This is a genomic window from Burkholderia sp. 22313 (genome assembly GCF_052045245.1).
Lineage (GTDB): Bacteria > Pseudomonadota > Gammaproteobacteria > Burkholderiales > Burkholderiaceae > Burkholderia.
In genome coordinates this window covers 103,913-130,890 of record NZ_JBQEON010000009.1, presented here as the reverse complement: position 1 = coordinate 130,890, position 26,978 = coordinate 103,913, and the positions used below count along the sequence as shown (strand labels likewise).

Below are 26,978 nucleotides of genomic sequence, written 5' to 3'. Positions count from 1 at the left end.
GGAGGAACGATCATGGCATTTGGCGGACTGGAGCACCACAAGACGTCCGCGCCGATGGCGGAGATCAACATGACGCCGCTGATCGACGTGATGCTCGTGCTGCTCGTCATCTTCATCATCACCGCGCCGCTGATGACGCACGCGATCCGGCTCGACCTGCCGAAGGTCGCGGCCAGCGTCGCGCGCGACACGCCGCAATCGGTCACGCTGTCGATCGACGATGCCGGCAAGCTGTACTGGGACGACGCGCCGGTCGCGCTCGACGCGCTGCCCGCGCGCTTGCGGGCCGCCGCCGCGGGCGCCGCGCCGGCCGAGTTGCGGCTGCGCGCGTCGCGTGCGACCCGCTACGACGTGATCGCGCAGGTGATGGGCGCCGCGCAGGCCGCCGGGCTCACGCGGATCGGCTTCGTCACCGACGTGCCGCCGGCGGGCGTTGCCGCGGGCGCGAAACGCTGACGCGCCGGCCGCCCGCGCGCCCGGTGCGGGCAAGAATGCGCCGCGACCGGCGAGACCGGCCGTACCGCCCGCCACGGACGGTATAATCGTCGTTTCCGCCCGGTCGGCAGGGTTTCGCCGGGTAACCTGGAGACTCTCCGGGTTACCCGGCGAATATCCGGAAACCATCAGGCAGGCCCGAGAACCGTGAGCCTGCTCCCGCCGCCGGGCTGCCCGATTTTTCGTTCACTTCCGCGTGCCACGCCCCGTGGCGCGCCGCTTAAAGCCTAGTCCGAACCACACCATGCACGAGAGATACGTACCCGCCGACGTCGAAGCCGCCGCCCAGGGCGACTGGCGCGCAGCCGATGCCTACAAGACGAAGGAAGACTCGCAGAAGCCGAAGTTCTACTGCGTGTCGATGCTGCCGTACCCGTCCGGCAAGCTGCACATGGGTCACGTGCGCAACTACACGATCAACGACGTGATGTATCGCTATCTGCGGATGAACGGCTACAACACGCTGATGCCGATGGGCTGGGATGCGTTCGGGATGCCGGCCGAGAACGCCGCGATGGCGAACGGCGTGCCGCCCGCGAAGTGGACCTACGACAACATCGACTACATGAAGGGCCAGATGCAGTCGATGGGCCTCGCGATCGACTGGTCGCGCGAAATCGCGACGTGCAAGCCCGACTACTACAAGTGGAACCAGTGGCTGTTCCTGAAGATGCTCGAGAAGGGCATCGCGTACAAGAAGACGGGCACCGTGAACTGGGACCCGGTCGACCAGACCGTGCTCGCGAACGAGCAGGTGATCGACGGCCGCGGCTGGCGTTCGGGCGCGCTCGTCGAGAAGCGCGAGATCCCGATGTACTACCTGCGGATCACGCAGTACGCGGATGAGCTGCTGAACGACCTCGACGGCCTCGGCTGGCCCGAGCGCGTGAAGATCATGCAGCAGAACTGGATCGGCAAGAGCTTCGGCGTGAACTTCGGCTTCCCGTACGAGCTCGACGGCGAGAAGAAGCTGCTGCGCGTGTTCACGACCCGTGCCGACACGATCATGGGCGTCACGTTCTGCGCGATCGCGGCCGAGCATCCGCTCGCGACGCGCCTCGCGCAGGGCAAGCCGGAGCTGCAGGCGTTCATCGACGAATGCAAGCGCGGCGGCGTCGCCGAGGCCGACGTCGCGACGATGGAGAAGAAGGGCGTCGCGACGGGCTTCTCGGTCACGCACCCGCTGACCGGCGAGCCGGTCGAGGTGTGGATCGGCAACTACGTGCTGATGAGCTATGGCGAAGGCGCGGTGATGGGCGTGCCGGGCCACGACGAGCGCGATTTCGCGTTCGCGAAGAAGTACGACCTGCCGATCAAGCAGGTGATTGCGAGCGAAGGCCAGACGTACTCGCTGGACGCGTGGCAGGAGTGGTACGGCGACAAGGACACCGCGGTCTGCGTGAACAGCGGCAAGTACGACGGCCTGCACTACGCGGAAGCCGTCGACGCGGTCGCGGCCGACCTGAACGCCGGCGGCTTCGGCGACAAGCAGGTCACGTGGCGCCTGCGCGACTGGGGCGTATCGCGCCAGCGCTACTGGGGCACGCCGATCCCGATCATCCACTGCCCGTCGTGCGGCGACGTGCCGGTGCCGGAGCAGGACCTGCCGGTCGTGCTGCCGGAAGATCTCGTGCCGGACGGCTCGGGCAACCCGCTCGCGAAGTCGGAAGCGTTCCTGAACTGCGCGTGCCCGAAGTGCGGCGCGGCGGCCAAGCGCGAAACCGACACGATGGACACCTTCGTCGATTCGTCGTGGTACTTCTCGCGCTACACGGCGCCGGACGCCGACACGATGGTCGACGCGCGCACCGATTACTGGATGCCGATGGATCAGTACATCGGCGGCATCGAGCACGCGATCCTGCACCTGCTGTATTCGCGCTTCTGGACCAAGGTGATGCGTGACCTCGGCCTCGTGAAGTTCGGCGAGCCGGCGAAGAACCTGCTCACGCAGGGGATGGTGCTGAACGAGACGTACTACCGCGAGGACGCGTCGGGCAAGAAGACCTGGTACAACCCGCTCGACGTGACGGTCACGCACGACGACAAGGGCCGCCCGGTCGGCGCGACGCTGAATGCGGACGGCCAGCCGGTCGTGCTCGGCGGCATCGAGAAGATGTCGAAGTCGAAGAACAACGGTGTCGATCCGCAGTTGCTGATCGACCAGTACGGTGCCGATACCGCGCGCCTGTTCACGATGTTCGCCGCGCCGCCCGAGCAGCAGCTCGAGTGGTCGGGTGCGGGCGTCGAAGGCGCGAGCCGCTTCCTGCGCCGCGTGTGGAGCTTCGGCGCCGGCAATCGCGAAGCGCTCGCCGCACGCGCCGGTTTCGACGCCGCGTCGCTCGGCGATGCCGACAAGGCGCTGCGCCGCGAGATTTACAGCGTGCTGAAGCAGGCCGATTTCGACTACCAGCGCCTGCAGTACAACACGGTCGTGTCGGCCGCGATGAAGATGCTGAACGCGATCGACGGCGCGAAGGGCGCGACGCCCGGCGTGCTGCGCGAGACGTACGGCGTGCTGCTGCGCGTGCTGTACCCTGTCGTGCCGCACGTCACGTTCGAGCTGTGGAAGGCGCTCGGCTACGCGGACGAATTCGGTCCGCTGCTCGACGCCCCGTGGCCGAAGGTCGACGAGGCCGCGCTCGAGCAGGCCGAGATCGAACTCGTGCTGCAGGTGAACGGCAAGGTGCGCGGCGCGCTGAAGGTCGCGAAGGATGCGAGCCGCGACGCGATCGAAGCCGCGGCGGTGGCCGACGAAGCGTTCGCGAAGTTCAGCGACGGCAAGCCGGCGAAGAAGATCGTCGTCGTGCCGGGCCGCCTCGTGAACATCGTCGTCTGACGGCCGTTGGCCGTCGGGCGCACACAGAAGGAGCGAAGGTGATCCGCAGATCGTTTTTGATGCTCGCCGTCGGCAGCGCGGTTGCGCTGTCGGCATGCGGTTTCCAGCTGCGCGGCCGGCAGGACTACGCGTTCAAGCAATTGATGATCGCGGGTGCGCCGCCGGCTGTCGCGGCACGGCTGACGCGCCTCGTCGAGGCCGGCAGCGACACGAAGATCGTCAAGTTGGCGGACGACGCCGACGCCGTGCTGCGCATGTGGGAATCGCGCGGGCAGAACACGCTGACGCTCAACAAGTACGGCTCGGCGCAGGAATATGCGCTCTACTACACGTTGAACTACACGCTGACGAGCAAGGACGGCACCGTGCTGATCCCGCCGAGCGCGATCGCACTGAACCGCGCGATGACGTACAGCGACCAGTACACCAACGCGAAGGCGCAGGAAGCCGACATCCTGTACGCCGACATGCAGAACGACGCGGTCGACCAGCTGATGCGGCGTCTCGCGATCGTCCATTCGCTGACGCCGGCGCCGGAAGACGTGGTGCCGGGCGTGGCGCCGCGTGCGCCGCTGCCGCCGCCGCCGCTCTGATCGCCGGCGCACGTACCGATGCAATTGCGACTTGATGCGCTGGAGCCGCACCTCGCGAAGGGGATGGCCGGGCTCTACACCGTCTACGGCGACGAGCCGCTGCTCGCGCAGGAAGCGTGCGACCGCATTCGTGCGGCCGCACGCGCGGGCGGTTTCACCGAGCGTTCGGTGCACACGGTCGAGCGCGGCTTCGACTGGAGCGTGCTGCTTGGCGCGACCCAGGCGATGTCGCTGTTCGGCGAGCGCCAGCTGATCGAGTTGCGCATTCCGTCCGGCAAGCCCGGCAAGGAAGGCGCCGACGCGCTCAAGACCCTCGCGGCGACGCCCAATCCCGATGCGCTGATGCTCGTCACGTTGCCGCGCCTCGACGCGGCCACGCAGAAATCCGTGTGGTTTACCGCGCTGCAGAACGGCGGTGTCGCGCTGAAGATCGATCCGGTCGATCGCGCGCAACTGCCCAACTGGATCGGCCAGCGTCTTTCGATGCAGGGCCAGCGCGTCGCGTCCGGCGACGACGGCCGGCGCGCGCTGCAGTTCATCGCGGAGCGCGTCGAGGGCAACCTGCTCGCCGCGCACCAGGAAATCCAGAAGCTCGGGCTGCTCTATCCGCAGGGCGTGCTGACGTTCGAGCAGGTGCACGACGCGGTGCTGAACGTCGCGCGCTACGACGTGTTCAAGCTGAACGAGGCGATGCTCGCGGGCGACGCCGCCCGGCTCGCACGGATGATCGACGGGCTGAAGGGCGAGGGCGAGGCGATCGTGCTCGTGATGTGGGCCGTCGTCGAGGAATTGCGCACGCTGCTGCGGATCAAGCGCGGCGCGACGGCCGGCAAGCCGCTGGCCACGCTGCTGCGCGAGAACCGCGTGTGGGGCCCGCGCGAACGGCTGATCGGCCCCGCGCTGAGCCGCGTGTCGGAACCCATGCTCGAGAAGGCGCTCGCGTTTGCCGCGAAGCTCGACCGGCAGGTGAAAGGGCTGTCGGCCGTCACGCCGGGCCGCCGCGCGCACGACGATCCGCCGCCCGATCCGTGGGACGGCCTGTTCCAGCTCGCGATGACGGTCGCCGGCGCCCGCGGCGAGCGACCGCCGACCGCGGGTCGCGTGCGGCGTTAAGCCCCGTCCGGGCCTTCAGCGCACGCATCGCAACCCGCTTACAATAATCGGATAACCGGCGCGGCCTTCCTGCTGCCGCGCCGTACGCCTCCCCACGAATTCACGCCGCGCCAAGCGGCTCGCTTCTCGAGTCACACGATGGATATCGACCAGTACATGACGGACCTGGGCCGCCGTGCCCGGCACGCTTCCCGCGCGATGGCGCGCGCCAGCACGGCCGCGAAGAATGCGGCGCTCGACGCGGTGGCCCGCGCGATCGAGCGCGACGCGCAGGCGCTGAAGGATGCCAACGCGCGCGACGTCGCCCGTGCCCGCGAAAAGGGGCTCGATGCGGCGTTCATCGACCGCCTGACGCTGTCGGACACGGCGCTGAAGACGATGGTCGAAGGCCTGCGCCAGGTCGCGTCGCTGGCCGATCCGATCGGCGAGATCGGCAATCTCAAGTACCGTCCGAGCGGGATTCAGGTCGGCCAGATGCGCGTGCCGCTCGGCGTGATCGGCATCATCTACGAGTCGCGCCCGAACGTGACGATCGACGCGGCCGCGCTGTGCCTGAAGTCGGGCAACGCGACGATCCTGCGCGGCGGTTCCGAGGCGCTCGAATCGAACGCGGCGCTCGCGAAGCTGATCGGCGAGGGGCTCGAGGCGGCCGGCCTGCCGCAGGACGCGGTGCAGGTCGTCGCGACCGCCGATCGCGCGGCGGTCGGCAAGCTGATCACGATGACCGAATTCGTCGACGTGATCGTGCCGCGCGGCGGCAAGAGCCTGATCGAGCGCCTGATCAACGAGGCGCGTGTGCCGATGATCAAGCACCTCGACGGCATCTGCCACGTGTACGTCGACGATCGCGCCGATGTCGCGAAGGCGCTGACCGTGTGTGACAACGCGAAGACGCACCGCTACGGCACCTGCAACACGATGGAGACGCTGCTCGTGTCGAGCGGCATCGCGGCGGCGCTGCTGCCGCCGCTCGGCAAGCTGTATCGCGACAAGCAGGTCGAACTGCGCGTCGATGCGGCCGCGCGCGCGGTGCTCGCCAGCGCGGGTGTCGGTCCGCTGGTCGACGCAACCGAGGAAGACTGGCACACCGAGTATCTCGCGCCGGTGCTCGCGATCAAGGTCGTCGACGGCCTCGACGCGGCAATCGAGCACATCAATCACTACGGCTCGCATCACACCGATGCGATCGTCACCGAAGATCACGACCGCGCGATGCGCTTTCTGCGCGAAGTCGATTCGGCGAGCGTGATGGTCAATGCGTCGACCCGCTTCGCGGACGGCTTCGAATTCGGCCTCGGCGCGGAAATCGGCATCTCGAACGACAAGCTGCACGCGCGCGGCCCCGTCGGCCTGGAAGGGCTGACGTCGCTGAAGTACGTCGTGCTCGGACACGGCGAAGGCCGTCAGTAAAGCGAGGCGCACAACCGATGGCAATGCTCTGGGTCAAGACGTTCCATATCGTGCTGATCGCCGCGTGGTTCGCCGGGTTGTTCTACCTGCCGCGCATCTACGTGAACCTGGCCATGGAGACCGATCCGGCCGCGGTGCGCCGTCTGCTGCTGATGGCGCGCAAGCTGTTCCGCTTCATGACGATGATCGCGGTGCCTGCGCTCGCATGCGGGCTGTGGCTGTGGCTCGTGATCGGCATCGGTCAGGGGCAGGGGTGGATCCACGCGAAGGTGACGGTGGTGCTGCTGCTGATCATCTACCACGCGTATTGCGGGCACCTGCTGCGGGTGTTCGAGCGCGGCGAGAACCGTCGTACCGACAAGTGGTATCGCGTGTTCAACGAGCTGCCGGTGCTCGGCATGCTCGCGGCGGTCGCGCTGGTCGTGATCAAGCCGTTCTGAACCTTCCGGTGGCGCCGTCGGCGAGCATGCCGGCGATCGATCGATGCGCAACGGCGCCCCTCGGGGCGCCGTTTTCATGTGCGCGTCGTACGCGTCATTCCTTCGCCGGATCGTCGAGCCGGCGGCGCGTGATCGCTTCCTTCGCGCGGCCGACGCGCTCCATCAGCGCCGGCCCACGCGACAGCGCGACGCCGACCGCGAGGATGTCGCCGATCGCGAGATGCGACATCCGCGACGTCATCGGCGAGAACACGTCGGTTTCCTCGGCCACGTTCGACGCGAGGCTCACCGTCGCGAGCTTCGCGAGCGGCGAATGGCTCTGCGTGATCGCGACGACTTTCGCGCCGCATGCGAGCGCGGAGCGCGCGGCATCGACGATGTCGCGCGTGCGGCCGGTGTTCGAGATCGCGACGACGACATCGTGCGGCCCGAGCAGCGCGGACGACATCGAGAACGTGTGCGGGTCCGAGTACGCGACGCTCGGCACGCCGAGCCGGAAGAACTTGTGCTGGATGTCCTGCGCGGCGATGCCCGAGCCGCCGGCGCCGTAGAACTCGATGCGCGACGCGTTCGACAGCAGCGCGATCGCGTCGGCGACGCTGCCGGCCGACAGGCTGTTGCGCACCTCGATCAGCGCGCCGATCGTGCGGTCGAACACCTTGCCGATGATGCCGGGCGCGGGCTCGTCGGGCTCGACGTCGCGATACACCGACGACACGCCCGGCGCGACGCTCTGCGCGAGCCGGATCTTGAATTCGCGAAAGCCGCTGCAGCCGAGCGCCTGGCAGAAGCGCGCAATGGTCGGCTGGCTGACGCCCGCGCGGGTCGACAGTTCAGTCATCGCGAGGTCAAGCACCTCGCGCGGCGCGGCGAGGATGTAGTCGGCGAGCTTGCGCTCGGACGGGCGCAACTCGGCGCGGATCGCTTCAATGCGGGGCAGCATGGGACGGCCAATGGAAATCGGGTTCGGATGAGCGAGTGTATCGCAATCGAATTGTAGAAAATCTACATAAAAATGCTAGCTCAATTGTCGATAATTCATAGGGCAGATAAGGGCGATGACTAGGGTTTTCACTAGGTAATTCCTTGCTGGTGGCGGGAATAAGGGTTGCGGGCACGTTGATCTGCATTGCATGCGTGTAGTTTTTCTACTAGACTGCTTTCGTTCGTTCGACGAAGCTCGACCGTCCCCACGATTCCAACCGCCGGTGTCGTCCGGCATACAGGAGCGCCCAGCATGACGTCGCTGCACCCCACTCTGGCGAAAGTCACCGAACGCGTGATCGCCCGCAGCCAATCGACCCGTTCCGCCTATCTGCAGCGCATCGACGGCGCGCAAGGCAAGTTCCCGGCGCGCGGCGCGCTGTCGTGCGCGAACCTCGCGCACGGCTTTGCGGGTCTCGAAGGCAACGACAAGTTCCAGATCAAGGCGATCCGCGAGCCGAACATCGGCATCGTGTCCTCGTACAACGAGATGCTGTCCGCGCACGCGCCGTACAAGGATTTCCCCGACATCATCAAGGCCGCCGCGCGCGAGAACGGCGGCGTCGCGCAGTTCGCGGGCGGCGTGCCGGCGATGTGCGACGGCGTCACGCAGGGCAACCCGGGGATGGAGCTGTCGCTGTTCTCGCGCGAGGCGATCGCGATGGGCACGGCGATCGCGCTCACCCACAACATGTTCGACGCGGCGCTCTGCCTCGGCATCTGCGACAAGATCGTGCCGGGCCTTCTGATCGGCGCGCTGCAGTTCGGCCACCTGCCGACCATCTTCGTGCCGGCCGGCCCGATGACGAGCGGCCTGTCGAACGACGACAAGGCGAAGATCCGCCAGCAGTTCGCGACCGGCCAGGTCGGCCGCGACGCGCTGCTCGAAGCCGAATCGGCCGCGTATCACGGCCACGGCACCTGCACGTTCTACGGCACCGCGAACAGCAACCAGATGCTGATGGAACTGATGGGCCTGCACCTGCCGGGCTCGGCGTTCGTCCATCCGCACACGCCGCTGCGGACCGCGCTGACGGCCGAGGCCGCGCGCCGCGTGCTCGACCTGACGGTGGAGCGCGGTCACTACACGCCGATCGGCCATGTGGTCGACGAGAAGGCGATCGTCAACGGGATCGTCGCGCTGCTCGCGACGGGCGGCTCGACCAACCACACGCTGCACCTCGTCGCGATCGCGCGCGCGGCCGGCGTGCTGATCGACTGGAACGACTTCGACGAACTGTCGGCGGTCGTCCCGCTGCTCGCGAAGATCTACCCGAACGGCAAGGCCGACGTGAACCACTTCCACGCGGCGGGCGGCGTCGCGTTCCTGGTGCGCAACCTGCTCGAGGGCGGGCTGCTGCACGAAGACGTGACGACGGTCGCGGGCCGCGGCCTGTCGCACTACACGCAGGAGCCGAAGCTGATCGACGGCAAGCTGACGTGGGTCGACGGTACGGCCGAGAGCCACGACACGAAGGTGCTGCGCGGCATTCGCGACCCGTTCCAGCCGGACGGCGGCCTGCGCCTGATGCAGGGCCGGCTCGGCCGCGGCGTGATCAAGATTTCGGCGGTCGCGCCCGAGCACCGCAAGGTGACGGCGCCCGCGATCGTGTTCGATTCGCAGGAAGCCGTGCAGGAGGCCTTCGATCGCGGCGAGCTGAAGCGCGATTTCGTCGCGGTCGTGCGCTTCCAGGGCGCGCGCGCGAACGGGATGCCCGAGCTGCACCGTTTGACGCCGCTGCTCGGCGTGCTGCAGGATCAGGGCTTCCACGTCGCGCTGGTGACCGACGGCCGCATGTCGGGTGCGTCGGGCAAGGTGCCGGCGGTGATCCACGTGTCGCCGGAAGCGCTGCTGGCCGGCCCCCTCGGCAAGGTGAAGACGGGCGACACGCTCGTGATCGACGCGGAGGCCGGCATCCTCGACATCGAGGTCGACGACGCCGAATGGCAAGCGCGTCCGGTCGCGCAGCCGCTGCACCAGGCCGACAACGAAACGGGTTTCGGGCGCGAACTGTTCGGCGTGTTCCGCGCGGCGGCCGCACCGGCCGAGCAGGGCGCATCGGTTTTCGGGACGCTGGTCGGCGAAGCGGCCGTCCGCGTCGCCGCATGAATTTCAAGGAGCCAAATCAATGAAGACGATTGCTGAAATCGTGAAGCTGGGCCCGGTGATTCCGGTGCTCGCATTCGACTCGGTCGAGCAGGGCGAACACGTGTCGCACGCGTTGCACGCGGGCGGCGTCAAGGTGCTCGAGATCACGCTGCGCACGCCGGCGGGCCTGGAGGCGATCCAGCGCGCGAGCCAGCTCGCGGACGACATCGTCGTCGGCGTCGGTACGATCACGAAGCCCGAGCACTGCGCGCAGGCGAAGCGCGCAGGCGCGAAGTTCGGCGTGTCGCCGGGCCTGACAAAGGACCTGCACCTCGCGTCGCTCGACGCGGGCCTGCCGCTGCTGCCGGGCGTGATGACGCCGAGCGACATCATCCAGGCCCTCGAATTCGGCTACGAGATCGTCAAGTTCTTCCCCGCGCAGCAGGCCGGCGGCGTGCCGATGCTGCAGGCGTTCCACGGCCCGTTCCCGGCGCTGAAGTTCTGCCCGACGGGCGGCATCACGGTCGACACCGCGCCGAATTTCCTCAAGCTGCCGAACGTCGTGTGCGTCGGCGGCTCGTGGCTCACGCCGAAGGCCGCGCTCGCCGCGCAGGACTGGGCCGAAGTCACGCGCCTCGCGCAAGCCGCGAGCCAGCTTCCCCGTTAAGACTTGTACGAAATGACAGGCCGACCCTCGGGAGACAAGTGCTTAGATGCTTGTTTTACCGAGGGTTTTTGCTGATGGAACCGGTTCTATCCGTCGGCCGCAAAGATAAGTAAAATTCAGCGTCCTGACGGGGTGGGTCCCCCCGTGTTTCGGAGACCTGCATAGCCGGGCATACTCGCTACCACTCGCCCGGTTTCGAACAATCCAAGGAGGAGTGCCACATGGGGGCTGTCCAAGGCAGCATGCTGCTCGTATTCACGCTGATCGCGATTGCCGCGCTGATCCTGATGATTGCGCGCTTCAAGATCTACCCGTTCCTGGTGCTGATCATCGTTTCGCTCGGCCTCGGTCTCGTCGTCGGCATGCCGATGGACAAGATCGTCAAGTCGTTCGAAGCGGGCACTGGCGGCACGCTCGGCCACATCGCGATCGTCGTCGGTCTCGGCACGATGCTCGGCAAGATGATGGCCGAATCGGGCGGCGCCGAACGGATCGCGACCACGCTGATCGATTGGTTCGGTGAAAAGAACATCCACTGGGCGATGATGTTCGTCGCGATCATCGTCGGCCTGCCGGTGTTCTTCGAAGTCGGCTTCGTGCTGCTGATCCCGATCGCGTTCAACGTCGCGAAGCGCACCGGCAAGTCGTTGCTCGTCGTCGGCCTGCCGATGGTGGCCGGCCTGTCCGTGGTGCACGGGCTGATCCCGCCGCACCCGGCCGCGCTGCTGGCCGTCCAGCAATACGGCGCCGATATCGGCAAGACGATCGCGTTCGGCCTGATCGTCGGCGTGCCGACCGCGATCATCGCCGGTCCGCTGTTCGCGCTGACGATCTCGAAGTACGTGAAGCTGCCGAACAACAACCCGCTCGCCGCGCAGTTCGTCGAGTCGCACGTTGAAGGCGGCAAGCGCGAACTGCCGAGCTTCGGCATCACGCTGTTCACGATCCTGCTGCCCGTCGTGCTGATGCTCATCGGCAGCTGGGCCGACCTGGTGTTCGCGCCGAAGTCGCTGCCGAACAACCTGCTGCGCTTCGCCGGCAACTCCGACGTCGCGCTGCTGATCGCCGTGCTGGTGAGTTTCTTCACGTTCGGCAAGCTGCAGGGCTTCAACCGCGACCAGATCCAGAAGTTCTGCGGCGAGTGTCTGGCGCCGATCGCCGGCATCACGCTGATCGTCGGTGCGGGCGGCGGCTTCGGCGGCGTCCTGCGCGACAGCGGGATCTCGCAGCAGATCGTCGAGACCGCGAAGCACGCGCACCTGTCGCCGCTGCTGCTCGGCTGGTTCGTCGCGGCGCTGATGCGTCTCGCGACGGGGTCGGCGACGGTCGCGATGACGACGGCCTGCGGCATCGTGGCACCGATCGCGGCGGCCGCCGGCACGACGGTCAGCCCGGAGCTGCTGGTGCTCGCGACCGGCTCGGGTTCGCTGATCTTCTCGCACGTGAACGACGGCGGTTTCTGGCTGATCAAGGAATACTTCGGGATGACGGTCGGTCAGACGTTCAAGACCTGGTCGCTGCTTGAAACCATCATCTCGGTGCTCGGTCTCAGTTTCACGTTGCTGCTGAGCATGGTTTTGTAACAAGGGGTAGTCAATGATTCTGATCGCAATGGGCGTGTCGGGCGCGGGCAAGTCGCGAATCGGCGAAATGCTGGCGGAACGCCTGTCGTGCACCTATACCGATGGCGACGCGTTTCACAGCGCGGCGAACAAGGAAAAGATGCACCGCGGCATTCCGCTGAACGACGATGACCGCTGGCCCTGGCTGCGCACGATTCGCGAGGCCATCGAGGAAAAGCAGCGTGCGGGCCAGACGGCCGTGTTCACGTGCTCGTCGCTGAAGCGCTCGTACCGCGACGTGCTGCGCGGCACCGATACCGACGTGCGGTTCGTGTATCTGAAGGGTTCGTTCGAGGTGTTGCACGAGCGCCTGAAGAGCCGCACCGGCCACTTCTTCGATCCGTCGCTGCTGAAGAGCCAGCTCGACACGCTCGAGGAGCCGGGCCCGGACGAAGCGATCGAGGTCAGCATCGAGCTGACGCCCGAACAGATCGTCGATCAGGTCATGCTGAAGATCGGCATCGCGCAGCAGCACTGAGCGCGGTTCGCGGCAATCGTCATGCCACAGTGAAAGGGCGCTCTTCGGGGCGCCTTTTTTCATGGGCGGCGGTGAGCGAGCTGCTCAGGCCGCGCGCGCATGTTGCGTGATGCCGTCGAGCAGCACGTCGAGCATCGTGTCGTGTACGGCGGCCGGATCGAGTTGCGCATGGAGCGGGGCGGCCGATTTGACGAGCGGGTGCGCGGTGTCGGACAGCGCGTTCATTTCCGCGAGCCCGACGTCGTTCGCGGGCCGCGTGAGGCCGCCGGCCTCGGCGGCGGCCAGCCCGATCACGCTCGCATGCCAGCCGACGCACACGGACGGCAGCGCCAGGCGCGGGACGCCGGCATCGACCATCGCGAGATTCCGCTCGGCCGGCAGCTGTCGCCGATCGCGATTCCCGCGGCGAAGGCGGCGCTGAGCGTGATGAGTGCGCTGAATCCGGGGCGGATGATCTCGTTCCGACCGGACTGCGGCAGGCAACAAAAAGCCCGATGCGAATGGCTTCGCATCGGGCTTTTTTCCGTCAGGCGAAGGCGGCGCTTACGCGATCCGCTTCGCGAGTTCGACGGCCTTGCCGATGTACGACGCAGGCGTCATCGCGAGCAGGCGGTCCTTCGCGTCCTGCGGGATCGCCAGCGTGCCGACGAATTCCTGCAGCGCTTCGCGCGTGATGCCCTTGCCGCGCGTCAGTTCCTTCAGCTGCTCGTACGGGTTCTCGATGCCGTAGCGGCGCATCACCGTCTGCACCGGCTCCGCGAGCACTTCCCAGCAGTTGTCGAGATCGTCGTTCAGGCGCTGCGGGTTCACTTCGAGCTTGTCGAGGCCGCGGATCAGCGAGTCGTACGCGAGCAGCGAGTAGCCGAGCGCGACGCCCATGTTGCGCAGTACCGTCGAGTCGGTCAGGTCACGCTGCCAGCGCGACACCGGCAGCTTGTCGGCCAGGTGGCGCAGCGTCGCGTTCGCGAGGCCGAGGTTGCCTTCCGAGTTCTCGAAGTCGATCGGGTTGACCTTGTGCGGCATCGTCGACGAGCCGATCTCGCCGGCCTTCGTCTTCTGCTTGAAGTAGCCGACCGAGATGTAGCCCCACACGTCGCGGTCGAGATCGAGCAGGATCGTGTTCGCGCGTGCGACCGCGTCGAACAGTTCGGCCATGTAGTCGTGCGGTTCGATCTGGATCGTGTACGGGTTGAACGTCAGCTTCAGGCGGTTTTCGATCACGTCGCGCGAGAACGCTTCCCAGTCGAATTCCGGATACGCGGACAGATGCGCATTGAAGTTGCCGACCGCGCCGTTCATCTTGCCGAGGATCTCGACCTTCTCGATGCGCGCGATTGCGCGGGCGAGACGCGCGGCGACGTTCGCGAGTTCCTTGCCGAGCGTCGTCGGGCTGGCCGGCTGGCCGTGCGTGCGCGACAGCATCGGCTGCTCGGCGAGCGCGTGCGACAGCGCGACGAGGCGCTGGTGGACGGTGCGCAGCGCCGGCACGATCACGTGTTCGCGCGCGCCGGCGAGCATCATCCCGTGCGACGTGTTGTTGATGTCCTCGGACGTGCACGCGAAGTGGATGAATTCGCTGGCCTTCTCGAGTTCGGCCTGACCCTTCACCGATTCCTTCAGCCAGTATTCGACGGCCTTCACGTCGTGGTTCGTCACGCGCTCGATTTCCTTGATGCGCGCGGCGTCGTGCGCGGTGAAGCGCTCGGCGAGCTGCAGCAGGAATTGTTCGGACGCATCGGAGAAGCGCGGGACTTCCGCGAAGCCGGCGCGCGACAGCGCGATCAGCCAGTGCACCTCGACGGTGACGCGGTGGCGCATGAAGGCGGCTTCGGAGAGCCAGTCGCGCAGCGCTTCGGTCTTGCTGGCGTAGCGGCCGTCGATGGGCGAGAGCGCGGTGAGGGCGAAAAGCGTATCGGGACGAGTGTCGGACATGATCGGGCGGGGCCTTGGGGCCGGACGAACGAGGGGGGAGGAGAATCCGGCATTTTACCATTGGCGCGGGCCGATCCCGGCCGAACCGGTCCGGCCGGCGCCGGCGCGGACAAACCGCGCACAAACCGCGCGCGCGGCGCGTCGAAATCGTCCCGTCCGCGCGCCCGCGCGGCCCGCCGACGGTCGGCCGGGCTGCCTGCCGACGTGGGCGCCGGCGCGCCGGGCTGCCCGCCACGCCGCCGGCGGGGCCCGCCCGCCGGTAGAATGCAGGCTTCTACCCGATCGCCGCCTGCCGCGCCCGCCCGCATGGAACTGAAATGGCTCGAAGACTTCGTCTCGCTGGCGGAAACGCGCAGCTTTAGCCGGTCCGCCGAACTGCGGCACGTGTCGCAGCCGGCGTTCTCGCGGCGCATCCAGGCACTCGAGGCGTGGCTCGCGACCGAACTGATCGATCGGTCGGTCTATCCGACGCGGCTCACGCAGGCCGGCCAGATCTTCTACGAGCAGGCCCTGACGATGCTGTCGCAGGCGCACGAGGCGCGCACGCTGTTGCGCGGCCACGTGGGCGCGCCGGTGCCCACGATCGAGTTCGCGGTCCCGCACACGCTGTCGCTCACGTATTTCCCGCGCTGGCTGCAGCGGATCGAGGCGAAGATGGGGCAGGTCCACACGCGGCTGCGCGCGCTGAACGTGCACGACGCCGTGCTGTCGCTCGTCGAGGGCGGCTGCGATCTCGTGATGGGCTATCACCATCCGAGCCATCCGGTCGCGCTCGATCCGGCCCGCTACGACATGCTGGTGCTCGGCAGCGAGCCGATCAGCGCGTTTTCGGCGCCGGGCCGTGCGGGGCGGCCGCGCTACACGCTGCCGGGCACGGCCGATGCGCGCGTGCCGTATCTGTCGTATACGCCGAACGCGTATCTCGGCCGGATGACCGAAGTCATCGTTGCGAACGCACCGACCTCGCTGTTCCTCGATCGCGTGTATGAAACCGACATGGCCGAGGGGCTGAAGGCGATGGCGCTGGCGGGCCACGGCGTCGCGTTCCTGCCGCACAGCGCGGTCGAGGATGCGGTGGCCAGCGGCCGCCTGATCCGGCTCGATCGCTCCGCGCGCGGCGGCACGCATCCGTTCACGCTGACGATGGAAATCCGCCTGTACTGCGACAAGCTCGCGCTGCAGGGCGAGGATCCGCGCCAGAAGCTCGTGCGCGCGCTGTGGGACGTCGTGCGCGACGAATTGCGCGAAACCACCGGTTAACCGTGGCCGGTTAACCGCGCCGTCACGCGCGAACCGCTGACGGCCAGCTTGCGACGCCTGTCGGATGCCTGTCTGGCGGCCGGCCCATGTCCTTCTCCGACGATTTTTCCCGCACGCGATGCACGATCGATCGCGGGCGTTCTTGCGTAAATCGACCGCAGATTTGCGAAAAATCCCGATCATGCAAGAAACGCATAATCGAATAAGCAAACGGCATTGGATAAAAAAAACGGGTTTTTCGACAATGTGCGCAATCCGTTGAACGTTGGAGCATCCATGTCTTCGCAACTGCAGTCCATCCCGTCCTACCTTCACGCCGACGATCTCGGCCCGTGGGGCAACTACCTTCAGCAGGTCGATCGCGTCGCACCGTACCTCGGTTCGCTGTCGCGCTGGCTGGAAACGCTGAAGCGTCCGAAGCGCATCCTGATCGTCGACTGCCCCATCGAACTCGACAACGGCACCGTCGCGCACTTCGAAGGCTATCGCGTGCAGCACAACGTGTCGCGGGGTCCGGGCAAGGGCGGCGTGCGCTACCACCAGGACGTGACGCTGTCGGAAGTGATGGCACTGTCCGCATGGATGTCGGTGAAGAACGCGGCCGTGAACGTGCCGTACGGCGGTGCGAAGGGCGGCATCCGCGTCGACCCGCGCAAGCTGTCGCGTGGTGAGCTCGAGCGCGTGACGCGCCGCTACACCAGCGAAATCGGCATCATCATCGGGCCGAACACCGACATTCCGGCACCGGACGTCAACACCAACGAACAGGTGATGGCGTGGATGATGGACACGTACTCGATGAACCAGGGCCAGACGTCGACCGGCGTCGTGACCGGCAAGCCGATCGCGCTCGGCGGTTCGCTCGGCCGCAAGGAAGCAACGGGCCGCGGCGTGTTCGTCGTCGGCTCCGAAGCGGCGAAGAAGAAGGGCCTGGAAATCGAAGGCGCGCGCATCGCGGTGCAGGGCTTCGGCAACGTCGGCGGCATCGCGGCGAAGCTGTTCCAGGAAGCGGGTTCGAAGGTGATCGCGGTGCAGGATCACACGGGCACGATCTACCAGCCGGCCGGCCTCGATTCGAGCAAGCTGCTCGACCACGTGGCACGCACCGGCGGCGTCGCGGGCTTCGAAGGCGCTGAACCGATGCCGAACGACGAGTTCTGGACGGTCGAGACCGACATCCTGATCCCGGCGGCACTGGAAAACCAGATCACCGAGAAGAACGCGGCGAAGATCCGCACGAAGATCATTGTCGAAGGCGCGAACGGCCCGACGACGACGGCGGCCGACGACATCCTGAGCGCGAACGGCGTGCTGGTGATCCCCGACGTGATCGCGAACGCGGGTGGCGTGACCGTGTCGTACTTCGAGTGGGTGCAGGACTTCTCGAGCTTCTTCTGGACGGAAGACGAGATCAACCACCGTCTCGAGCGCGTGATGCGCGAAGCGTTCGCCGGCGTGTGGGCGGTCGCGGAAGAGCACAAGGTATCGGTGCGTACGGCGGCGTTCATCGTCGCGTGCAAGCGCATCCTGATGGCGCGCGAAATGCGCGGCCTGTACCCCTGATCGGGCGTCCCTGATCCGTCATTGCCGATCCACGTTCGGTTGACTACGATCAAAGCATGACGCAATCCACCCGATTGCGTGCATGAACCCTCGCGGGCGGTGCCGAATCCGGCACCGCCCGCGTGCGCATTCATATGCGGCAACGGGTGCCCGAAGCCGGGAGGACGGCTTCGCACAGGGCAATTCGTAGTGCGGTAAACAACCAGTTCTTTCAAAAATATTACTTTGATACACTGGCGCGGGTTCAAGCCAAGGAGATGACCAAAATGAAATACCACAAGGCAGTCCTGATGGTCGCGGCGCTGTGCGCGTTCGCAAGCGGCGCGCATGCCCAGGAGACCGGCACGCTGAAGAAGATCAAGGACACGGGCGTGATCGCGCTGGGCCACCGCGAATCGTCGATCCCGTTCTCCTACTATGACCAGAACCAGCAGGTGGTCGGCTACTCGCGCGAATTCCAGATGAAGGTCGTGGACGCGGTGAAGAAGAAGCTGAACCTGCCGAACCTGCAGGTCAAGAACATCCCGGTCACGTCGCAGAACCGCATCCCGCTCGTGCAGAACGGCACGGTCGACATCGAGTGCGGCTCGACCACCAACAACGCCGAGCGTCAGCAGCAAGCCGCGTTCTCCGACACGATCTTCGTGATCGGCACGCGCCTGATGACGAAGAAGGATTCCGGCGTGAAGGACTTCGGCGACCTGAAGGGCAAGACGGTCGTGACCACCGCCGGCACGACGTCCGAGCGCCTGCTGCGCAAGATGAACAACGAGAAGCAGATGGGCATGAACATCATCAGCGCGAAGGACCACGGCGACTCGTTCAACACGCTCGAGTCGGGCCGCGCGGTCGCGTTCATGATGGACGACGCGCTGCTCGCGGGCGAGCGCGCGAAGGCGAAGCAGCCGGGCGAGTGGGTGATCGTCGGCACGCCGCAATCGGAAGAGGCGTACGGCTGCATGATGCGCAAGGGTGATGCGGACTTCAAGAAGGTCGTCGACGACGCGATCTCGCAAGTCGAGAAGTCGGGCGAAGCCGCGAAGATCTACGCGAAGTGGTTCGAGAGCCCGATCCCGCCGAAGGGGCTGAACCTGAACTTCCCGCTGTCCGAGTCGATGAAGAAGCTGTACGCGAACCCGAACGACAAGGCGCTCGACTGACCAAGCGGTCGTTGATGCAGAAATGACGCTATTGAAACGGAAGAGGCCACGCTTCTTCCGTTTCTTTTTGCTGGAGTCTTGCCCATGTCTTACCACTGGAACTGGGGCGTCTTTTTCAGCCCCGTCTCGACCGGCGAGCCGACGACTTACTTCGGATGGCTGATGTCCGGCTTCTGGGTGACGATCGAAGTGTCGCTCGCCGCCTGGGTCATCGCGCTGATCGTCGGTTCGCTGTTCGGCGTGCTGCGCACGGTGCCGAACAAATGGCTGTCCGCGCTCGGCACGGTGTACGTGTCGATCTTCCGGAACATCCCGCTGATCGTGCAGTTCTTCGTCTGGTACCTCGTCGTGCCCGAGCTGCTGCCGCCATCGATCGGCACCTGGATCAAGCAGTTGCCGCCGACCACGCAGTTCTTCACCGCGTCGATCATCTGTCTCGGCCTGTTCACGGGCGCTCGCGTATGCGAACAGGTGCGCTCGGGGATCAACGCGCTGCCGAAGGGCCAGCGCGCGGCCGGCCTCGCGATGGGCTTCACGCAATGGCAGACGTACCGCTACGTGCTGCTGCCGGTTGCGTACCGGATCATCGTGCCGCCGCTCACGTCCGAATTCCTGAACATCTTCAAGAACTCGGCGGTCGCATCGACAATCGGCCTGCTCGACCTGTCCGCGCAGGCGCGCCAGCTCGTCGACTACACCGCGCAGACTTACGAGTCGTTCATCGCGGTCACGCTCGCGTACGTGCTCATCAACCTCGTCGTGATGGCGTTCATGCGCTGGATCGAAGGCCGCTCGCGGCTGCCCGGCTACATCGGAGGCAAGTGATGCATCAGTTCGACTGGAGTAGTATTCCCGGCGCGATACCGACGCTGTGGTCAGGTGCGATCGTCACGTTCAAGATCACGCTGATCGCGATTGTCGTCGGCATCGTGTGGGGCACGCTGCTGGCGCTGATGCGGCTGTCCGGCGTGAAGCCGCTCGCCTGGTTCGCGAAAGCGTACGTGACGGTGTTTCGCTCGATCCCGCTCGTGATGGTGCTGCTGTGGTTCTTCCTGATCGTGCCGCAGGTGCTGCAGGGTGTGCTCGGGCTGTCGCCGACGATCGACATCCGGCTTGCGTCGGCGATGGTCGCGTTCTCGCTGTTCGAAGCCGCGTATTATTCCGAGATCATCCGTGCCGGCATCCAGGCGGTGCCGCGCGGGCAGGTGAACGCCGCGTTCGCGCTCGGCATGAACTACGCGCAGGCCATGCGCCTCGTGATCCTGCCGCAGGCGTTCCGCGCGATGGTGCCGCTGCTGCTCACGCAGGCGATCGTCCTGTTCCAGGATACGTCGCTCGTGTACGTGATCAGTCTCGCGGACTTCTTCCGCACGGCCGCGAACATCGGCGATCGCGACGGCACGACCGTCGAGATGGTCCTGTTCGCGGGTGCATGCTATTTCGTGATTTGCTCGTTGGCGTCTGCTCTCGTCAAGGGTCTCCAGAAAAAGGTCACAAGATGATTTCCATCAAGAACGTTTCGAAGTGGTACGGCCAGTTTCAGGTCCTCACCGAATGCACGACCGAGGTCAAGAAGGGCGAGGTGGTCGTCGTGTGCGGTCCGTCGGGCTCGGGTAAATCCACGCTGATCAAGACCGTGAACGGCCTCGAGCCGTTCCAGCAGGGCGAGATCCTCGTGAACGGCCAGTCGGTCGGCGACAAGAAGACGAACCTGTCGAAGCTGCGCTCGAAGGTCGGGATGGTGTTCCAGCATTTCGAGCTGTTCCCGCACCTGTCGATCACCGAGAACCTGACGCTCGCGCAGGTCAAGGTGCTCGGCCGCGGCAAGGACGAGGCGAACGAGAAGGGCATGAAGCTGCTCGATCGCGTCGGCCTGAAGGCGCATGCGCACAAGTTCCCGGGCCAGCTGTCGGGCGGCCAGCAGCAGCGGGTCGCGATCGCGCGCGCGCTGTCGATGGACCCGATCGCGATGCTGTTCGACGAACCGACGTCCGCGCTCGATCCCGAGATGATCAACGAGGTGCTCGACGTGATGGTCGAACTCGCGCAGGAAGGGATGACGATGATGGTCGTCACGCACGAAATGGGCTTCGCGAAGAAGGTCGCCCATCGCGTGATCTTCATGGACAAGGGTGCGATCGTCGAGGACGACCGCAAGGACGATTTCTTCTCGAATCCGAAGTCGGATCGTGCGAAGGACTTCCTCGCGAAAATCCTGCACTGAGCGACGGTGTCCGGCGCGCCTCGTGCACGCCGATGAAAAGCCGCCCGGCTGTCCGCCGGGCGGTTTTTTTTCGTGCGCCGTCCGCCGACGGGCTTTCCGCGCCGGACGTTACCAGCCGTACCGGTAATCGCCGCCGATGTGTGCCGCCGCGTGGCGATGGGCAGGGGTAAGGGAACCGGTGCGCGTTGCGCGGCTCAGAAATCGATCGGATCGTCGGCTTCGTCCGCGGCGCCGGCTGCCAGCGCCTCGCGACGCGCCGCGCCGCACGGCGCGGACGCCGATGCGTCGAGCGCCGGATTGCGCAATTTCTCGAGCACGCGCTCGGGCACCGGAATCTGCATCCGCGCGGCGACGTCGCCGCACTGGAACATGATCAGCTCGCCCGGTTCGAACGAGGTCCAGATTTCGTTGTCGGTCAGCGGCTGCGTGGCGATCACCGCGACGCGATCCTCGGGCGTCGTGTATTTCGCGAAGTCGATCGACAGGTCTTCGTCGACCAGGTGCGCGGTCGAGAACGGCCAGCGCCGCACGAGGTAGTGCAGCCGCGTCGAGCAGTGCGCGAAGAGGGCCTGGCCGTTCGACATCAGGAAGTTGAACACGCCATGATCGGTGATGTCGCGCGTCAGCTCGCCGACGCGCTCGAACAGTTCCGGCAACGGCGGCTGCGCGCCGGGGAACGCTTCGCGCAGCCCCTGCATCAGCACGCAGAACGCCTTCTCGCTGTCGGTCGTGCCGACCGGATGGTAGACGCTGCCGTCGAGGTCGGGTTCGTAGTCCTGCAGATCGCCGTTATGCGCGAAGATCCAGTGCCGCCCCCACAGCTCGCGCATGAACGGGTGGCTGTTCTCCAGCAGGATGTGACCCTGCGTGGCCTTGCGGATGTGCGCGATCGTATTCTTCGACTTGATCGGGTAGCGCTTGACCATTTCGGCGATCGGCGACGTGGCAGACGCTTGCTGGTCGATGAAGAGGCGGCAGGCCTTGTCCTCGAAGAACGCGATTCCCCAGCCGTCGGCATGGTGATCGGTGAGGCCGCCCCGGGCCGCGAAACCTGTGAAGGAGAATGTGACGTCCGTCGGCGCGGCGCAGTTCATTCCAAGGAGTTGGCACATTTTACGTGGGGCGGGGGCGGAAGCAGGGTAACCAACCGGGTGAACCCCGGTACAATGTGGCTTCTAGCATATCACCGAGCCTTGAGCGGTAAAAAGCGGATTCCGCCGGCCGAAGGCCTCGTGTTGCGGTTTGCCGTCAGTCGGCCCGTGCACGCGCGTTCCGGCCCCGCAGATGGCCAGCCCGTTCCTCACGACGCCTCCTATGACTGCCTCGAACGCTTCCTCTCCGGCGACGCTCACGCTCGCCCGTCCCGACGACCTGCACCTGCACCTGCGCGACGGCGACATGCTGGCTGCGGTGCTGCCGCACACCGCACGCCAGTTCGCGCGCGCAATCGTCATGCCGAACCTGAAGCCGCCCGTCACGACCACCGCGCACGCGCAGGCCTATCGCGAGCGGATCCTGGCCGCGCTGCCGGCAGGCCTGGCGTTCGAGCCGCTGATGACGCTGTACCTGACCGACAACACGGCGCCCGACGAAATCCGCCGCGCGCGCGACAGCGGCTTCGTGCACGGCGTGAAGCTGTATCCGGCCGGCGCGACGACGAACTCCGACCATGGCGTCAGCGATCTCGCGAAGTGCGCGAAGACGCTCGAGGTGATGCAGGAAACCGGCATGCCGCTGCTCGTGCACGGCGAGGTGACCGATCCGGCGATCGACATGTTCGATCGCGAGAAGGTGTTCATCGACCGCGTGATGACGCCGCTGCGCCGCGATTTCCCGGGGCTGAAGGTCGTGTTCGAGCACATCACGACGAAGGACGCGGCCGACTACGTGCGCGACGCCGATGCGGCGCCGGGTCTGCTCGGCGCGACGATCACGCCGCAGCACATGCTGTACAGCCGCAACGCGCTGTTCGTCGGCGGGATCCGCCCGCATTACTACTGCCTGCCGGTGCTGAAGCGCGAGACGCACCGCGTCGCGCTCGTCGAAGCCGCCACGTCGGGCAATCCGCGCTTCTTCCTCGGCACCGACAGCGCGCCGCACGCACGCGACGCGAAGGAAACCGCGTGCGGCTGCGCGGGCTGCTACACGGCGCTGCACGCGCTCGAGCTGTATGCGGAAGCGTTCGACAAGGCCGGCGCGCTCGACAAGCTGGAAAATTTTGCGAGCCGCTTCGGCGCCGATTTCTACGGGCTGCCGCACAGCACCGATACGATCACGCTGCGTCGCGAGACCTGGGAACTGCCGCGCGAGGTCTTCGCGGGCGATACGCCGGTCGTGCCGCTGCGCGCCGGCGAATCGATCGGCTGGAAGTTCGCGTGACCGGCTCGCCGCCGCGCGTTGCCGGCCAGACGGCCGGCGACGGGGCGGTGGTGTTCGCGCGGATCGACTGGTCCGCGCCGTGGCTCGCGCCTTACGCGGCGCCTGGTCGTACGCTGCAGGCGGCCGCACTCGCGGGCGAGGCGGCGCTGCTCGATGCGCTGAACGGCGCGTTGCGCGACGGTACGCATGTGTGCGGTCGCGGCAGGCCGCTGCGGTTCGTGCCGCAAGCCGAGCTGCCGCCCGGCATCGCGTACGAAACCCATATCGCCGACACGGGCGGCGTGCCGACCCGCCACAATCTCCACGACTTCTTCAATGCGCTCGTCTGGTTCGCGTATCCGCGCACCAAGGCCGCGCTGAACGCACGCCAGGCCGCAGCGATCGATGCCGCGGGCGGCGTCGGTCCGGTGCGCGGCACGCTGCGCGATGCGCTGACGCTGTTCGACGAGAACGCCGCGCTGTTCGTGACGGCCGACCGTACGCTTGCCGACGCGCTGCGCGGCTTCAACTGGCAGCAACTGCTGGTGGCCGCGCGTGGCGCGTGGGGCAAGCGCTGCGAGGCGCGGGTCGTCGGCCATGCGTTGCTCGAGCAACTGGTCGCGCCCTACAAGTCCTGCACCGCGCACACGTGGATCGTCGAAGTGAGCGACGACTATTTCTCGTGGCCCGACGCGCAGCGGGCTGCGCATGTCGATGCGCGGATTGCCGGCGAACTCGCGACCCGCGACCTGACGAGCCGCGATTTCGCGCCGCTGCCGGTGCTCGGCGTGCCGGGCTGGTGCGAGGCGAATGCCGCGCCCGCGTTCTACGACGATCCGGCAGTGTTCCGCAGCGGTCGTCGCGCGCGTGCTGCCGGCGGCGGCGCGCAGTGCTAGAATGCGCGTCGCAAAGCAGGCTAGGCAGTCGCGGCCTCGCCGCCTTCGGGCAGGCGGGGGCGAGGAAAGTCCGGACTCCACAGGGCAGGGTGATGGCTAACGGCCATCCGTGGCGACACGCGGAACAGGGCAACAGAAAGCAAACCGCCGATGGCCCGGCGCAAGCCGGGATCAGGTAAGGGTGAAACGGTGCGGTAAGAGCGCACCGCGGCGACGGCGACGTTCGCCGGCACGGTAACCTCCACCCGGAGCAATTCCAAGTAGGCAGGCGCGCATTTTCGGATGCAGGACGGGGCCCCCGTCTCGTCTGCGGGTAGGAAGCTTGAGCGCGTCAGCAATGGCGCGCCTAGAGGAATGGCTGCCACGCGTTGTGCGCTTCGGCGTGCGGCGTGCACAGAATCCGGCTTATCGGCCTGCTTTGCCGTTCGAATGTGAAAGGGCCGGCGCTCCGTCAGGAGCGCCGGCCCTTTTTTTCGGGTTGGCCCGCGGCGGCTCAGCCCGCGACGATGTCGAACGAATGCGTGAGTTCGGCCGTCTTCGCGATCATGATCGACGCGGAGCAGTACTTGTCGTGCGACAGGTTGATCGCGCGCTCGACCGTGGCCGGGTTCAGGTTGCGGCCCGTGACGGTGAAGTGGAAGTGGACCTTCGTGAACACCTTCGGATCTTCGCTCGCGCGTTCGGCCTTCAGCGTGACCGAGCAGCCGGTGACTTCCTGGCGGCTTTTTTTCAGGATCAGCACGACGTCGTACGCGGTGCAGCCGCCGGTGCCGACCAGCACCATTTCCATCGGGCGCGGCGCGAGGTTGTGGCCGCCGCCTTCCGGCGCACCATCCATCGCGACGAGGTGCCCGCTTCCGGTCTGGGCGGAAAACGCCATGCCGTCCTGACCCATCCAGCTTACTTTGCATTCCATGCTTGCGCTCCAGCGTTGCCTGATTCGGATTCGATCCGGCATTGTAGCCCGCTGCGCAACGGTCGGCTGACGCGCTGCACGACGCGAAACATCGCGCCTGCGTGGACGCCGCCTGGCGACGTGTGGAATGTCGATTTCCCTGTTCTCTTTAGGGGTTTTACTCTAGATGCGGTGCGTTTTTCGTCGTGCGCCCGCCATCCAGCTGATTGATTTTAAAGAGGAAAGGGGATTGTCTGACGGGCGTCTCTTAATTTCGCATTATGGATTGCGATTTCGCAATGCAAATTTTCTTGTGGAGTCGGCGACGCGTTCGTATAATGAGCCTCATTGGTTGTCGCGCTGCGGCAACCTCCGCATGTCTCCTCCACCCTCCTCCAAAGGTGGATTAAGCCCGAACCAGTCGTTCGGGCTTTTTTTCGTCCCATGCAAACATTGGCGCGCACTTTGCGCGCCCCGATACCGCTTGCCGAACCCGGTTACGCGGGCTGTCGTGCGGCCGGCCGGGACGCCGCGCCGGGCGGTGAGTTCGTGGCGTCCGTCGATCGTGCGGCAGGCGCGGGCGCACCTGCGGCGGACGCATGGCCGTGGCCGCGCGCGCAGAAGTGGCGGACGCGTTCGCGCACCGCGCGCAGGCGCGCGATGCGATCCTCGGCATGGGTGGCGCGGGCGTCGGCGATGCGGGCGTCGAGTGCGTCGAGCTTGGCCTCGCAGCCGGTGCGGGCAGCGGCGGCGGGCGTGCCGGCGGCCAGCAACGCGGCGGCCAGCAGGGGCGTAAGTCGTTGTTTCATCATGCTTGTTTGTTGTTTTTTCGTGGTCGGCCGGTCTGGCGCGGCAAGGTCAGGTGCCGCGCGTCGATGGGTGCCGCTCCAGGCGCTCGGTTCGCCTGGTTAGGTTGGGGCACGACCGGATTCTGGCCCATTTCGGGCGCCGCCGGCGCGAGACGTGGATTCTCTTTGACCGTGCTGCGGTATTTCCTTTATAATTCAGGGCTTTTCCGCTTTCATGCCCACGGAAAAAGAACAGGGAGAGCCTGCACCGCGCCTCGAAGCGCACACAGACAAGCAGGAAGAACACATCGGGCAAAGCATTTTTTTTGGATCGATCATGAAGACGTTTTCCGCAAAAGCCCATGAGGTGACGCGCGAATGGTACGTGATTGACGCGACGGATAAGGTTCTCGGCCGTGTTGCCAGCGAAGTGGCACGCCGTCTGCGCGGCAAGCACAAGCCTGAGTTCACCCCGCACGTCGACACTGGTGATTTCATCATCATCATCAACGCAAGCAAGTTGAAGGTCACGGGCAACAAGACTCTGGACAAGAAGTACTACCGTCACTCGGGCTACCCGGGCGGTATCTATGAAACGACGTTCGGCAAGATGCAAGAACGCTTCCCGGGCCGTGCGCTCGAGAAGGCGGTCAAGGGCATGCTGCCGAAGGGCCCGCTCGGCTACGCGATGATCAAGAAGCTGAAGGTCTACGCTGAAGCTACGCATCCGCATTCGGCTCAACAGCCGAAGGCGCTCGAGATCTAAGGGGAGCCCACATGATCGGTAACTGGAACTACGGTACGGGCCGCCGCAAGAGCGCAGTCGCACGTGTCTTCATCAAGGCTGGCAAGGGCGACATCATCGTCAACGGCAAGCCCATCGCTGACTACTTCTCGCGCGAAACGTCGCTGATGATCGTGCGTCAACCGCTGGAACTCACGAACCACGGCCAGACGTTCGACATCAAGGTCAACGTCAACGGCGGCGGCGAAACGGGTCAGGCAGGTGCAGTGCGCCACGGCATCACGCGTGCACTGATCGACTACGATGCGACGCTGAAGCCGTCGCTGTCGAACGCAGGCTTCGTCACGCGCGATGCACGTGAAGTCGAGCGTAAGAAGGTTGGTCTGCGCAAGGCACGTCGCGCAAAGCAGTTCTCGAAGCGTTAATT

At 66.1% G+C, this 26,978-nt stretch carries 25 protein-coding genes, 1 other RNA gene and 1 pseudogene; 21 read left to right on the top strand and 6 right to left on the bottom strand.

Annotated features, from left to right (window positions below; all coding sequences use genetic code 11):
- Positions 1–12 precede the first annotated feature (12 nt).
- The 6 genes from ACTJKF_RS10185 to ACTJKF_RS10160 all read left to right on the top strand — a co-directional run bounded on the left by ACTJKF_RS10185 (position 13) and on the right by ACTJKF_RS10160 (position 6,890).
- Positions 13–456 (top strand): ExbD/TolR family protein, encoded by a 444-nt coding sequence (locus ACTJKF_RS10185; protein ID WP_440623411.1) that lies wholly within the window; start codon positions 13–15, stop codon positions 454–456.
- Between the two features lie 283 nt (positions 457–739).
- Positions 740–3,334, top strand: coding sequence for a leucine--tRNA ligase (gene leuS, locus ACTJKF_RS10180; RefSeq protein WP_440623410.1), 2,595 nt, complete (start codon positions 740–742; stop codon positions 3,332–3,334).
- Positions 3,335–3,372: 38 nt separating this feature from the next.
- Complete coding sequence (locus ACTJKF_RS10175; protein ID WP_440623409.1) at positions 3,373–3,927, top strand: LPS-assembly lipoprotein LptE; 555 nt, start codon at positions 3,373–3,375, stop codon at positions 3,925–3,927.
- A gap of 18 nt (positions 3,928–3,945) precedes the next feature.
- Positions 3,946–5,040, top strand: coding sequence for a DNA polymerase III subunit delta (holA, locus tag ACTJKF_RS10170; RefSeq protein ID WP_440623408.1), 1,095 nt, complete (start codon positions 3,946–3,948; stop codon positions 5,038–5,040).
- A 138-nt stretch (positions 5,041–5,178) separates the two neighbouring features.
- Positions 5,179–6,450 (top strand): glutamate-5-semialdehyde dehydrogenase, encoded by a 1,272-nt coding sequence (locus ACTJKF_RS10165; protein WP_440623407.1) that lies wholly within the window; start codon positions 5,179–5,181, stop codon positions 6,448–6,450.
- Positions 6,451–6,467: 17 nt separating this feature from the next.
- Positions 6,468–6,890, top strand: coding sequence for a CopD family protein (locus ACTJKF_RS10160; protein WP_212106231.1), 423 nt, complete (start codon positions 6,468–6,470; stop codon positions 6,888–6,890).
- Between the two features lie 94 nt (positions 6,891–6,984).
- Here the strand turns inward: ACTJKF_RS10160 and ACTJKF_RS10155 are convergent, their stop codons facing one another.
- A complete protein-coding gene (locus ACTJKF_RS10155) occupies positions 6,985–7,833 on the bottom strand; it encodes a MurR/RpiR family transcriptional regulator (protein ID WP_440623406.1) in 849 nt (282 codons plus the stop codon).
- A 294-nt stretch (positions 7,834–8,127) separates the two neighbouring features.
- Between ACTJKF_RS10155 and edd the strand changes: the two genes are divergently transcribed.
- The 4 genes from edd to ACTJKF_RS10135 all read left to right on the top strand — a co-directional run bounded on the left by edd (position 8,128) and on the right by ACTJKF_RS10135 (position 12,730).
- Positions 8,128–9,984: a phosphogluconate dehydratase gene (gene edd, locus ACTJKF_RS10150; protein ID WP_440623405.1), complete on the top strand. Its 1,857-nt coding sequence runs from the start codon at positions 8,128–8,130 to the stop codon at positions 9,982–9,984.
- Positions 9,985–10,003: 19 nt separating this feature from the next.
- Complete coding sequence (gene eda, locus ACTJKF_RS10145; RefSeq protein WP_440623404.1) at positions 10,004–10,630, top strand: bifunctional 4-hydroxy-2-oxoglutarate aldolase/2-dehydro-3-deoxy-phosphogluconate aldolase; 627 nt, start codon at positions 10,004–10,006, stop codon at positions 10,628–10,630.
- A gap of 221 nt (positions 10,631–10,851) precedes the next feature.
- On the top strand, positions 10,852–12,213 hold the full coding sequence (locus tag ACTJKF_RS10140; RefSeq protein ID WP_440623403.1) for a GntP family permease: 1,362 nt from the start codon (positions 10,852–10,854) through the stop codon (positions 12,211–12,213).
- Between the two features lie 13 nt (positions 12,214–12,226).
- Positions 12,227–12,730: a gluconokinase gene (locus ACTJKF_RS10135; protein WP_440623402.1), complete on the top strand. Its 504-nt coding sequence runs from the start codon at positions 12,227–12,229 to the stop codon at positions 12,728–12,730.
- A gap of 84 nt (positions 12,731–12,814) precedes the next feature.
- Here the strand turns inward: ACTJKF_RS10135 and ACTJKF_RS10130 are convergent.
- Both ACTJKF_RS10130 and purB read right to left on the bottom strand, forming a co-directional pair.
- A pseudogene (locus tag ACTJKF_RS10130) lies at positions 12,815–13,090 on the bottom strand (TetR/AcrR family transcriptional regulator); the annotation flags it as partial.
- 183 nt (positions 13,091–13,273) lie between these two features.
- Positions 13,274–14,662 carry an adenylosuccinate lyase gene (gene purB, locus ACTJKF_RS10125; protein WP_121858457.1) on the bottom strand — a complete coding sequence of 463 codons (1,389 nt, stop codon included), beginning with the start codon at positions 14,660–14,662 and terminating at the stop codon, positions 13,274–13,276.
- A gap of 306 nt (positions 14,663–14,968) precedes the next feature.
- Here purB and ACTJKF_RS10120 point away from each other — a divergent pair, with 306 nt between their 5' ends.
- From ACTJKF_RS10120 to ACTJKF_RS10095, 6 genes are all read left to right on the top strand, one after another.
- Positions 14,969–15,922 carry a LysR substrate-binding domain-containing protein gene (locus ACTJKF_RS10120; RefSeq protein WP_440623401.1) on the top strand — a complete coding sequence of 318 codons (954 nt, stop codon included), beginning with the start codon at positions 14,969–14,971 and terminating at the stop codon, positions 15,920–15,922.
- Positions 15,923–16,198: 276 nt separating this feature from the next.
- Positions 16,199–17,485 carry a Glu/Leu/Phe/Val family dehydrogenase gene (locus ACTJKF_RS10115; RefSeq protein WP_440623400.1) on the top strand — a complete coding sequence of 429 codons (1,287 nt, stop codon included), beginning with the start codon at positions 16,199–16,201 and terminating at the stop codon, positions 17,483–17,485.
- A 266-nt stretch (positions 17,486–17,751) separates the two neighbouring features.
- Positions 17,752–18,645, top strand: a complete 894-nt coding sequence (locus tag ACTJKF_RS10110; protein ID WP_440623399.1) for a glutamate/aspartate ABC transporter substrate-binding protein — start codon at positions 17,752–17,754, stop codon at positions 18,643–18,645.
- 84 nt (positions 18,646–18,729) lie between these two features.
- The gene (locus tag ACTJKF_RS10105) at positions 18,730–19,470 is read left to right on the top strand and encodes an amino acid ABC transporter permease (RefSeq protein ID WP_440623398.1); all 741 of its coding nucleotides are present in this window, start codon (positions 18,730–18,732) and stop codon (positions 19,468–19,470) included.
- Entirely contained in the window at positions 19,470–20,147 is a 678-nt protein-coding gene (gene gltK, locus ACTJKF_RS10100) for a glutamate/aspartate ABC transporter permease GltK (RefSeq protein ID WP_310635251.1), read from the top strand. The genes ACTJKF_RS10105 and gltK overlap by 1 nt, the downstream gene beginning before the upstream one ends.
- Positions 20,144–20,869 carry an amino acid ABC transporter ATP-binding protein gene (locus ACTJKF_RS10095; RefSeq protein ID WP_011544587.1) on the top strand — a complete coding sequence of 242 codons (726 nt, stop codon included), beginning with the start codon at positions 20,144–20,146 and terminating at the stop codon, positions 20,867–20,869. Before gltK ends, ACTJKF_RS10095 begins: the two co-directional genes overlap by 4 nt.
- Before the next feature lie 194 nt (positions 20,870–21,063).
- Here ACTJKF_RS10095 and ACTJKF_RS10090 read toward each other — a convergent pair whose 3' ends face one another.
- Entirely contained in the window at positions 21,064–21,981 is a 918-nt protein-coding gene (locus ACTJKF_RS10090; RefSeq protein WP_440623397.1) for a class II glutamine amidotransferase, read from the bottom strand.
- A 202-nt stretch (positions 21,982–22,183) separates the two neighbouring features.
- Here ACTJKF_RS10090 and pyrC point away from each other — a divergent pair, with 202 nt between their 5' ends.
- From pyrC to rnpB, 3 genes are all read left to right on the top strand, one after another.
- A complete protein-coding gene (gene pyrC / locus ACTJKF_RS10085; RefSeq protein WP_440623396.1) occupies positions 22,184–23,248 on the top strand; it encodes a dihydroorotase in 1,065 nt (354 codons plus the stop codon).
- Positions 23,245–24,123: a DUF3025 domain-containing protein gene (locus ACTJKF_RS10080; protein ID WP_440623395.1), complete on the top strand. Its 879-nt coding sequence runs from the start codon at positions 23,245–23,247 to the stop codon at positions 24,121–24,123. Before pyrC ends, ACTJKF_RS10080 begins: the two co-directional genes overlap by 4 nt.
- 12 nt (positions 24,124–24,135) lie before the next feature.
- An RNA gene (rnpB, locus tag ACTJKF_RS10075) (RNase P RNA component class A) lies at positions 24,136–24,547 on the top strand.
- Positions 24,548–24,616: 69 nt separating this feature from the next.
- Here rnpB and ACTJKF_RS10070 read toward each other — a convergent pair.
- On the bottom strand, positions 24,617–25,081 hold the full coding sequence (locus ACTJKF_RS10070) for an OsmC family protein (protein ID WP_098549748.1): 465 nt from the start codon (positions 25,079–25,081) through the stop codon (positions 24,617–24,619).
- A gap of 434 nt (positions 25,082–25,515) precedes the next feature.
- Positions 25,516–25,830 carry a hypothetical protein gene (locus tag ACTJKF_RS10065; RefSeq protein ID WP_440623394.1) on the bottom strand — a complete coding sequence of 105 codons (315 nt, stop codon included), beginning with the start codon at positions 25,828–25,830 and terminating at the stop codon, positions 25,516–25,518.
- Positions 25,831–26,143: 313 nt separating this feature from the next.
- Here ACTJKF_RS10065 and rplM point away from each other — a divergent pair, with 313 nt between their 5' ends.
- Positions 26,144–26,572 carry a 50S ribosomal protein L13 gene (gene rplM, locus ACTJKF_RS10060; RefSeq protein ID WP_009687896.1) on the top strand — a complete coding sequence of 143 codons (429 nt, stop codon included), beginning with the start codon at positions 26,144–26,146 and terminating at the stop codon, positions 26,570–26,572.
- 11 nt (positions 26,573–26,583) lie between these two features.
- The gene (gene rpsI / locus ACTJKF_RS10055) at positions 26,584–26,976 is read left to right on the top strand and encodes a 30S ribosomal protein S9 (protein ID WP_011883283.1); all 393 of its coding nucleotides are present in this window, start codon (positions 26,584–26,586) and stop codon (positions 26,974–26,976) included.
- The last annotated feature ends 2 nt before the right edge of the window (positions 26,977–26,978 follow it).

Excerpts from the sequence above, each read along its gene's own strand:
- rplM (WP_009687896.1), top strand. The coding sequence starts at position 26,144 with ATGAAGACGTTTTCCGCAAAAGCCCATGAGGTGACGCGCGAATGGTAC.
- eda (WP_440623404.1), top strand. The coding sequence starts at position 10,004 with ATGAAGACGATTGCTGAAATCGTGAAGCTGGGCCCGGTGATTCCGGTG.
- ACTJKF_RS10105 (WP_440623398.1), top strand. The coding sequence starts at position 18,730 with ATGTCTTACCACTGGAACTGGGGCGTCTTTTTCAGCCCCGTCTCGACC.
- ACTJKF_RS10120 (WP_440623401.1), top strand. The coding sequence starts at position 14,969 with ATGGAACTGAAATGGCTCGAAGACTTCGTCTCGCTGGCGGAAACGCGC.
- leuS (WP_440623410.1), top strand. The coding sequence starts at position 740 with ATGCACGAGAGATACGTACCCGCCGACGTCGAAGCCGCCGCCCAGGGC.
- ACTJKF_RS10065 (WP_440623394.1), bottom strand. The coding sequence starts at position 25,830 with ATGATGAAACAACGACTTACGCCCCTGCTGGCCGCCGCGTTGCTGGCC.
- ACTJKF_RS10095 (WP_011544587.1), top strand. The coding sequence starts at position 20,144 with ATGATTTCCATCAAGAACGTTTCGAAGTGGTACGGCCAGTTTCAGGTC.
- purB (WP_121858457.1), bottom strand. The coding sequence starts at position 14,662 with ATGTCCGACACTCGTCCCGATACGCTTTTCGCCCTCACCGCGCTCTCG.
- edd (WP_440623405.1), top strand. The coding sequence starts at position 8,128 with ATGACGTCGCTGCACCCCACTCTGGCGAAAGTCACCGAACGCGTGATC.
- ACTJKF_RS10165 (WP_440623407.1), top strand. The coding sequence starts at position 5,179 with ATGGATATCGACCAGTACATGACGGACCTGGGCCGCCGTGCCCGGCAC.
- ACTJKF_RS10115 (WP_440623400.1), top strand. The coding sequence starts at position 16,199 with ATGTCTTCGCAACTGCAGTCCATCCCGTCCTACCTTCACGCCGACGAT.
- ACTJKF_RS10110 (WP_440623399.1), top strand. The coding sequence starts at position 17,752 with ATGAAATACCACAAGGCAGTCCTGATGGTCGCGGCGCTGTGCGCGTTC.
- pyrC (WP_440623396.1), top strand. The coding sequence starts at position 22,184 with ATGACTGCCTCGAACGCTTCCTCTCCGGCGACGCTCACGCTCGCCCGT.
- ACTJKF_RS10160 (WP_212106231.1), top strand. The coding sequence starts at position 6,468 with ATGGCAATGCTCTGGGTCAAGACGTTCCATATCGTGCTGATCGCCGCG.
- ACTJKF_RS10135 (WP_440623402.1), top strand. The coding sequence starts at position 12,227 with ATGATTCTGATCGCAATGGGCGTGTCGGGCGCGGGCAAGTCGCGAATC.
- ACTJKF_RS10155 (WP_440623406.1), bottom strand. The coding sequence starts at position 7,833 with ATGCTGCCCCGCATTGAAGCGATCCGCGCCGAGTTGCGCCCGTCCGAG.
- gltK (WP_310635251.1), top strand. The coding sequence starts at position 19,470 with ATGCATCAGTTCGACTGGAGTAGTATTCCCGGCGCGATACCGACGCTG.
- ACTJKF_RS10070 (WP_098549748.1), bottom strand. The coding sequence starts at position 25,081 with ATGCCGGATCGAATCCGAATCAGGCAACGCTGGAGCGCAAGCATGGAA.
- holA (WP_440623408.1), top strand. The coding sequence starts at position 3,946 with ATGCAATTGCGACTTGATGCGCTGGAGCCGCACCTCGCGAAGGGGATG.
- ACTJKF_RS10090 (WP_440623397.1), bottom strand. The coding sequence starts at position 21,981 with ATGTGCCAACTCCTTGGAATGAACTGCGCCGCGCCGACGGACGTCACA.
- ACTJKF_RS10185 (WP_440623411.1), top strand. The coding sequence starts at position 13 with ATGGCATTTGGCGGACTGGAGCACCACAAGACGTCCGCGCCGATGGCG.
- ACTJKF_RS10140 (WP_440623403.1), top strand. The coding sequence starts at position 10,852 with ATGGGGGCTGTCCAAGGCAGCATGCTGCTCGTATTCACGCTGATCGCG.
- rpsI (WP_011883283.1), top strand. The coding sequence starts at position 26,584 with ATGATCGGTAACTGGAACTACGGTACGGGCCGCCGCAAGAGCGCAGTC.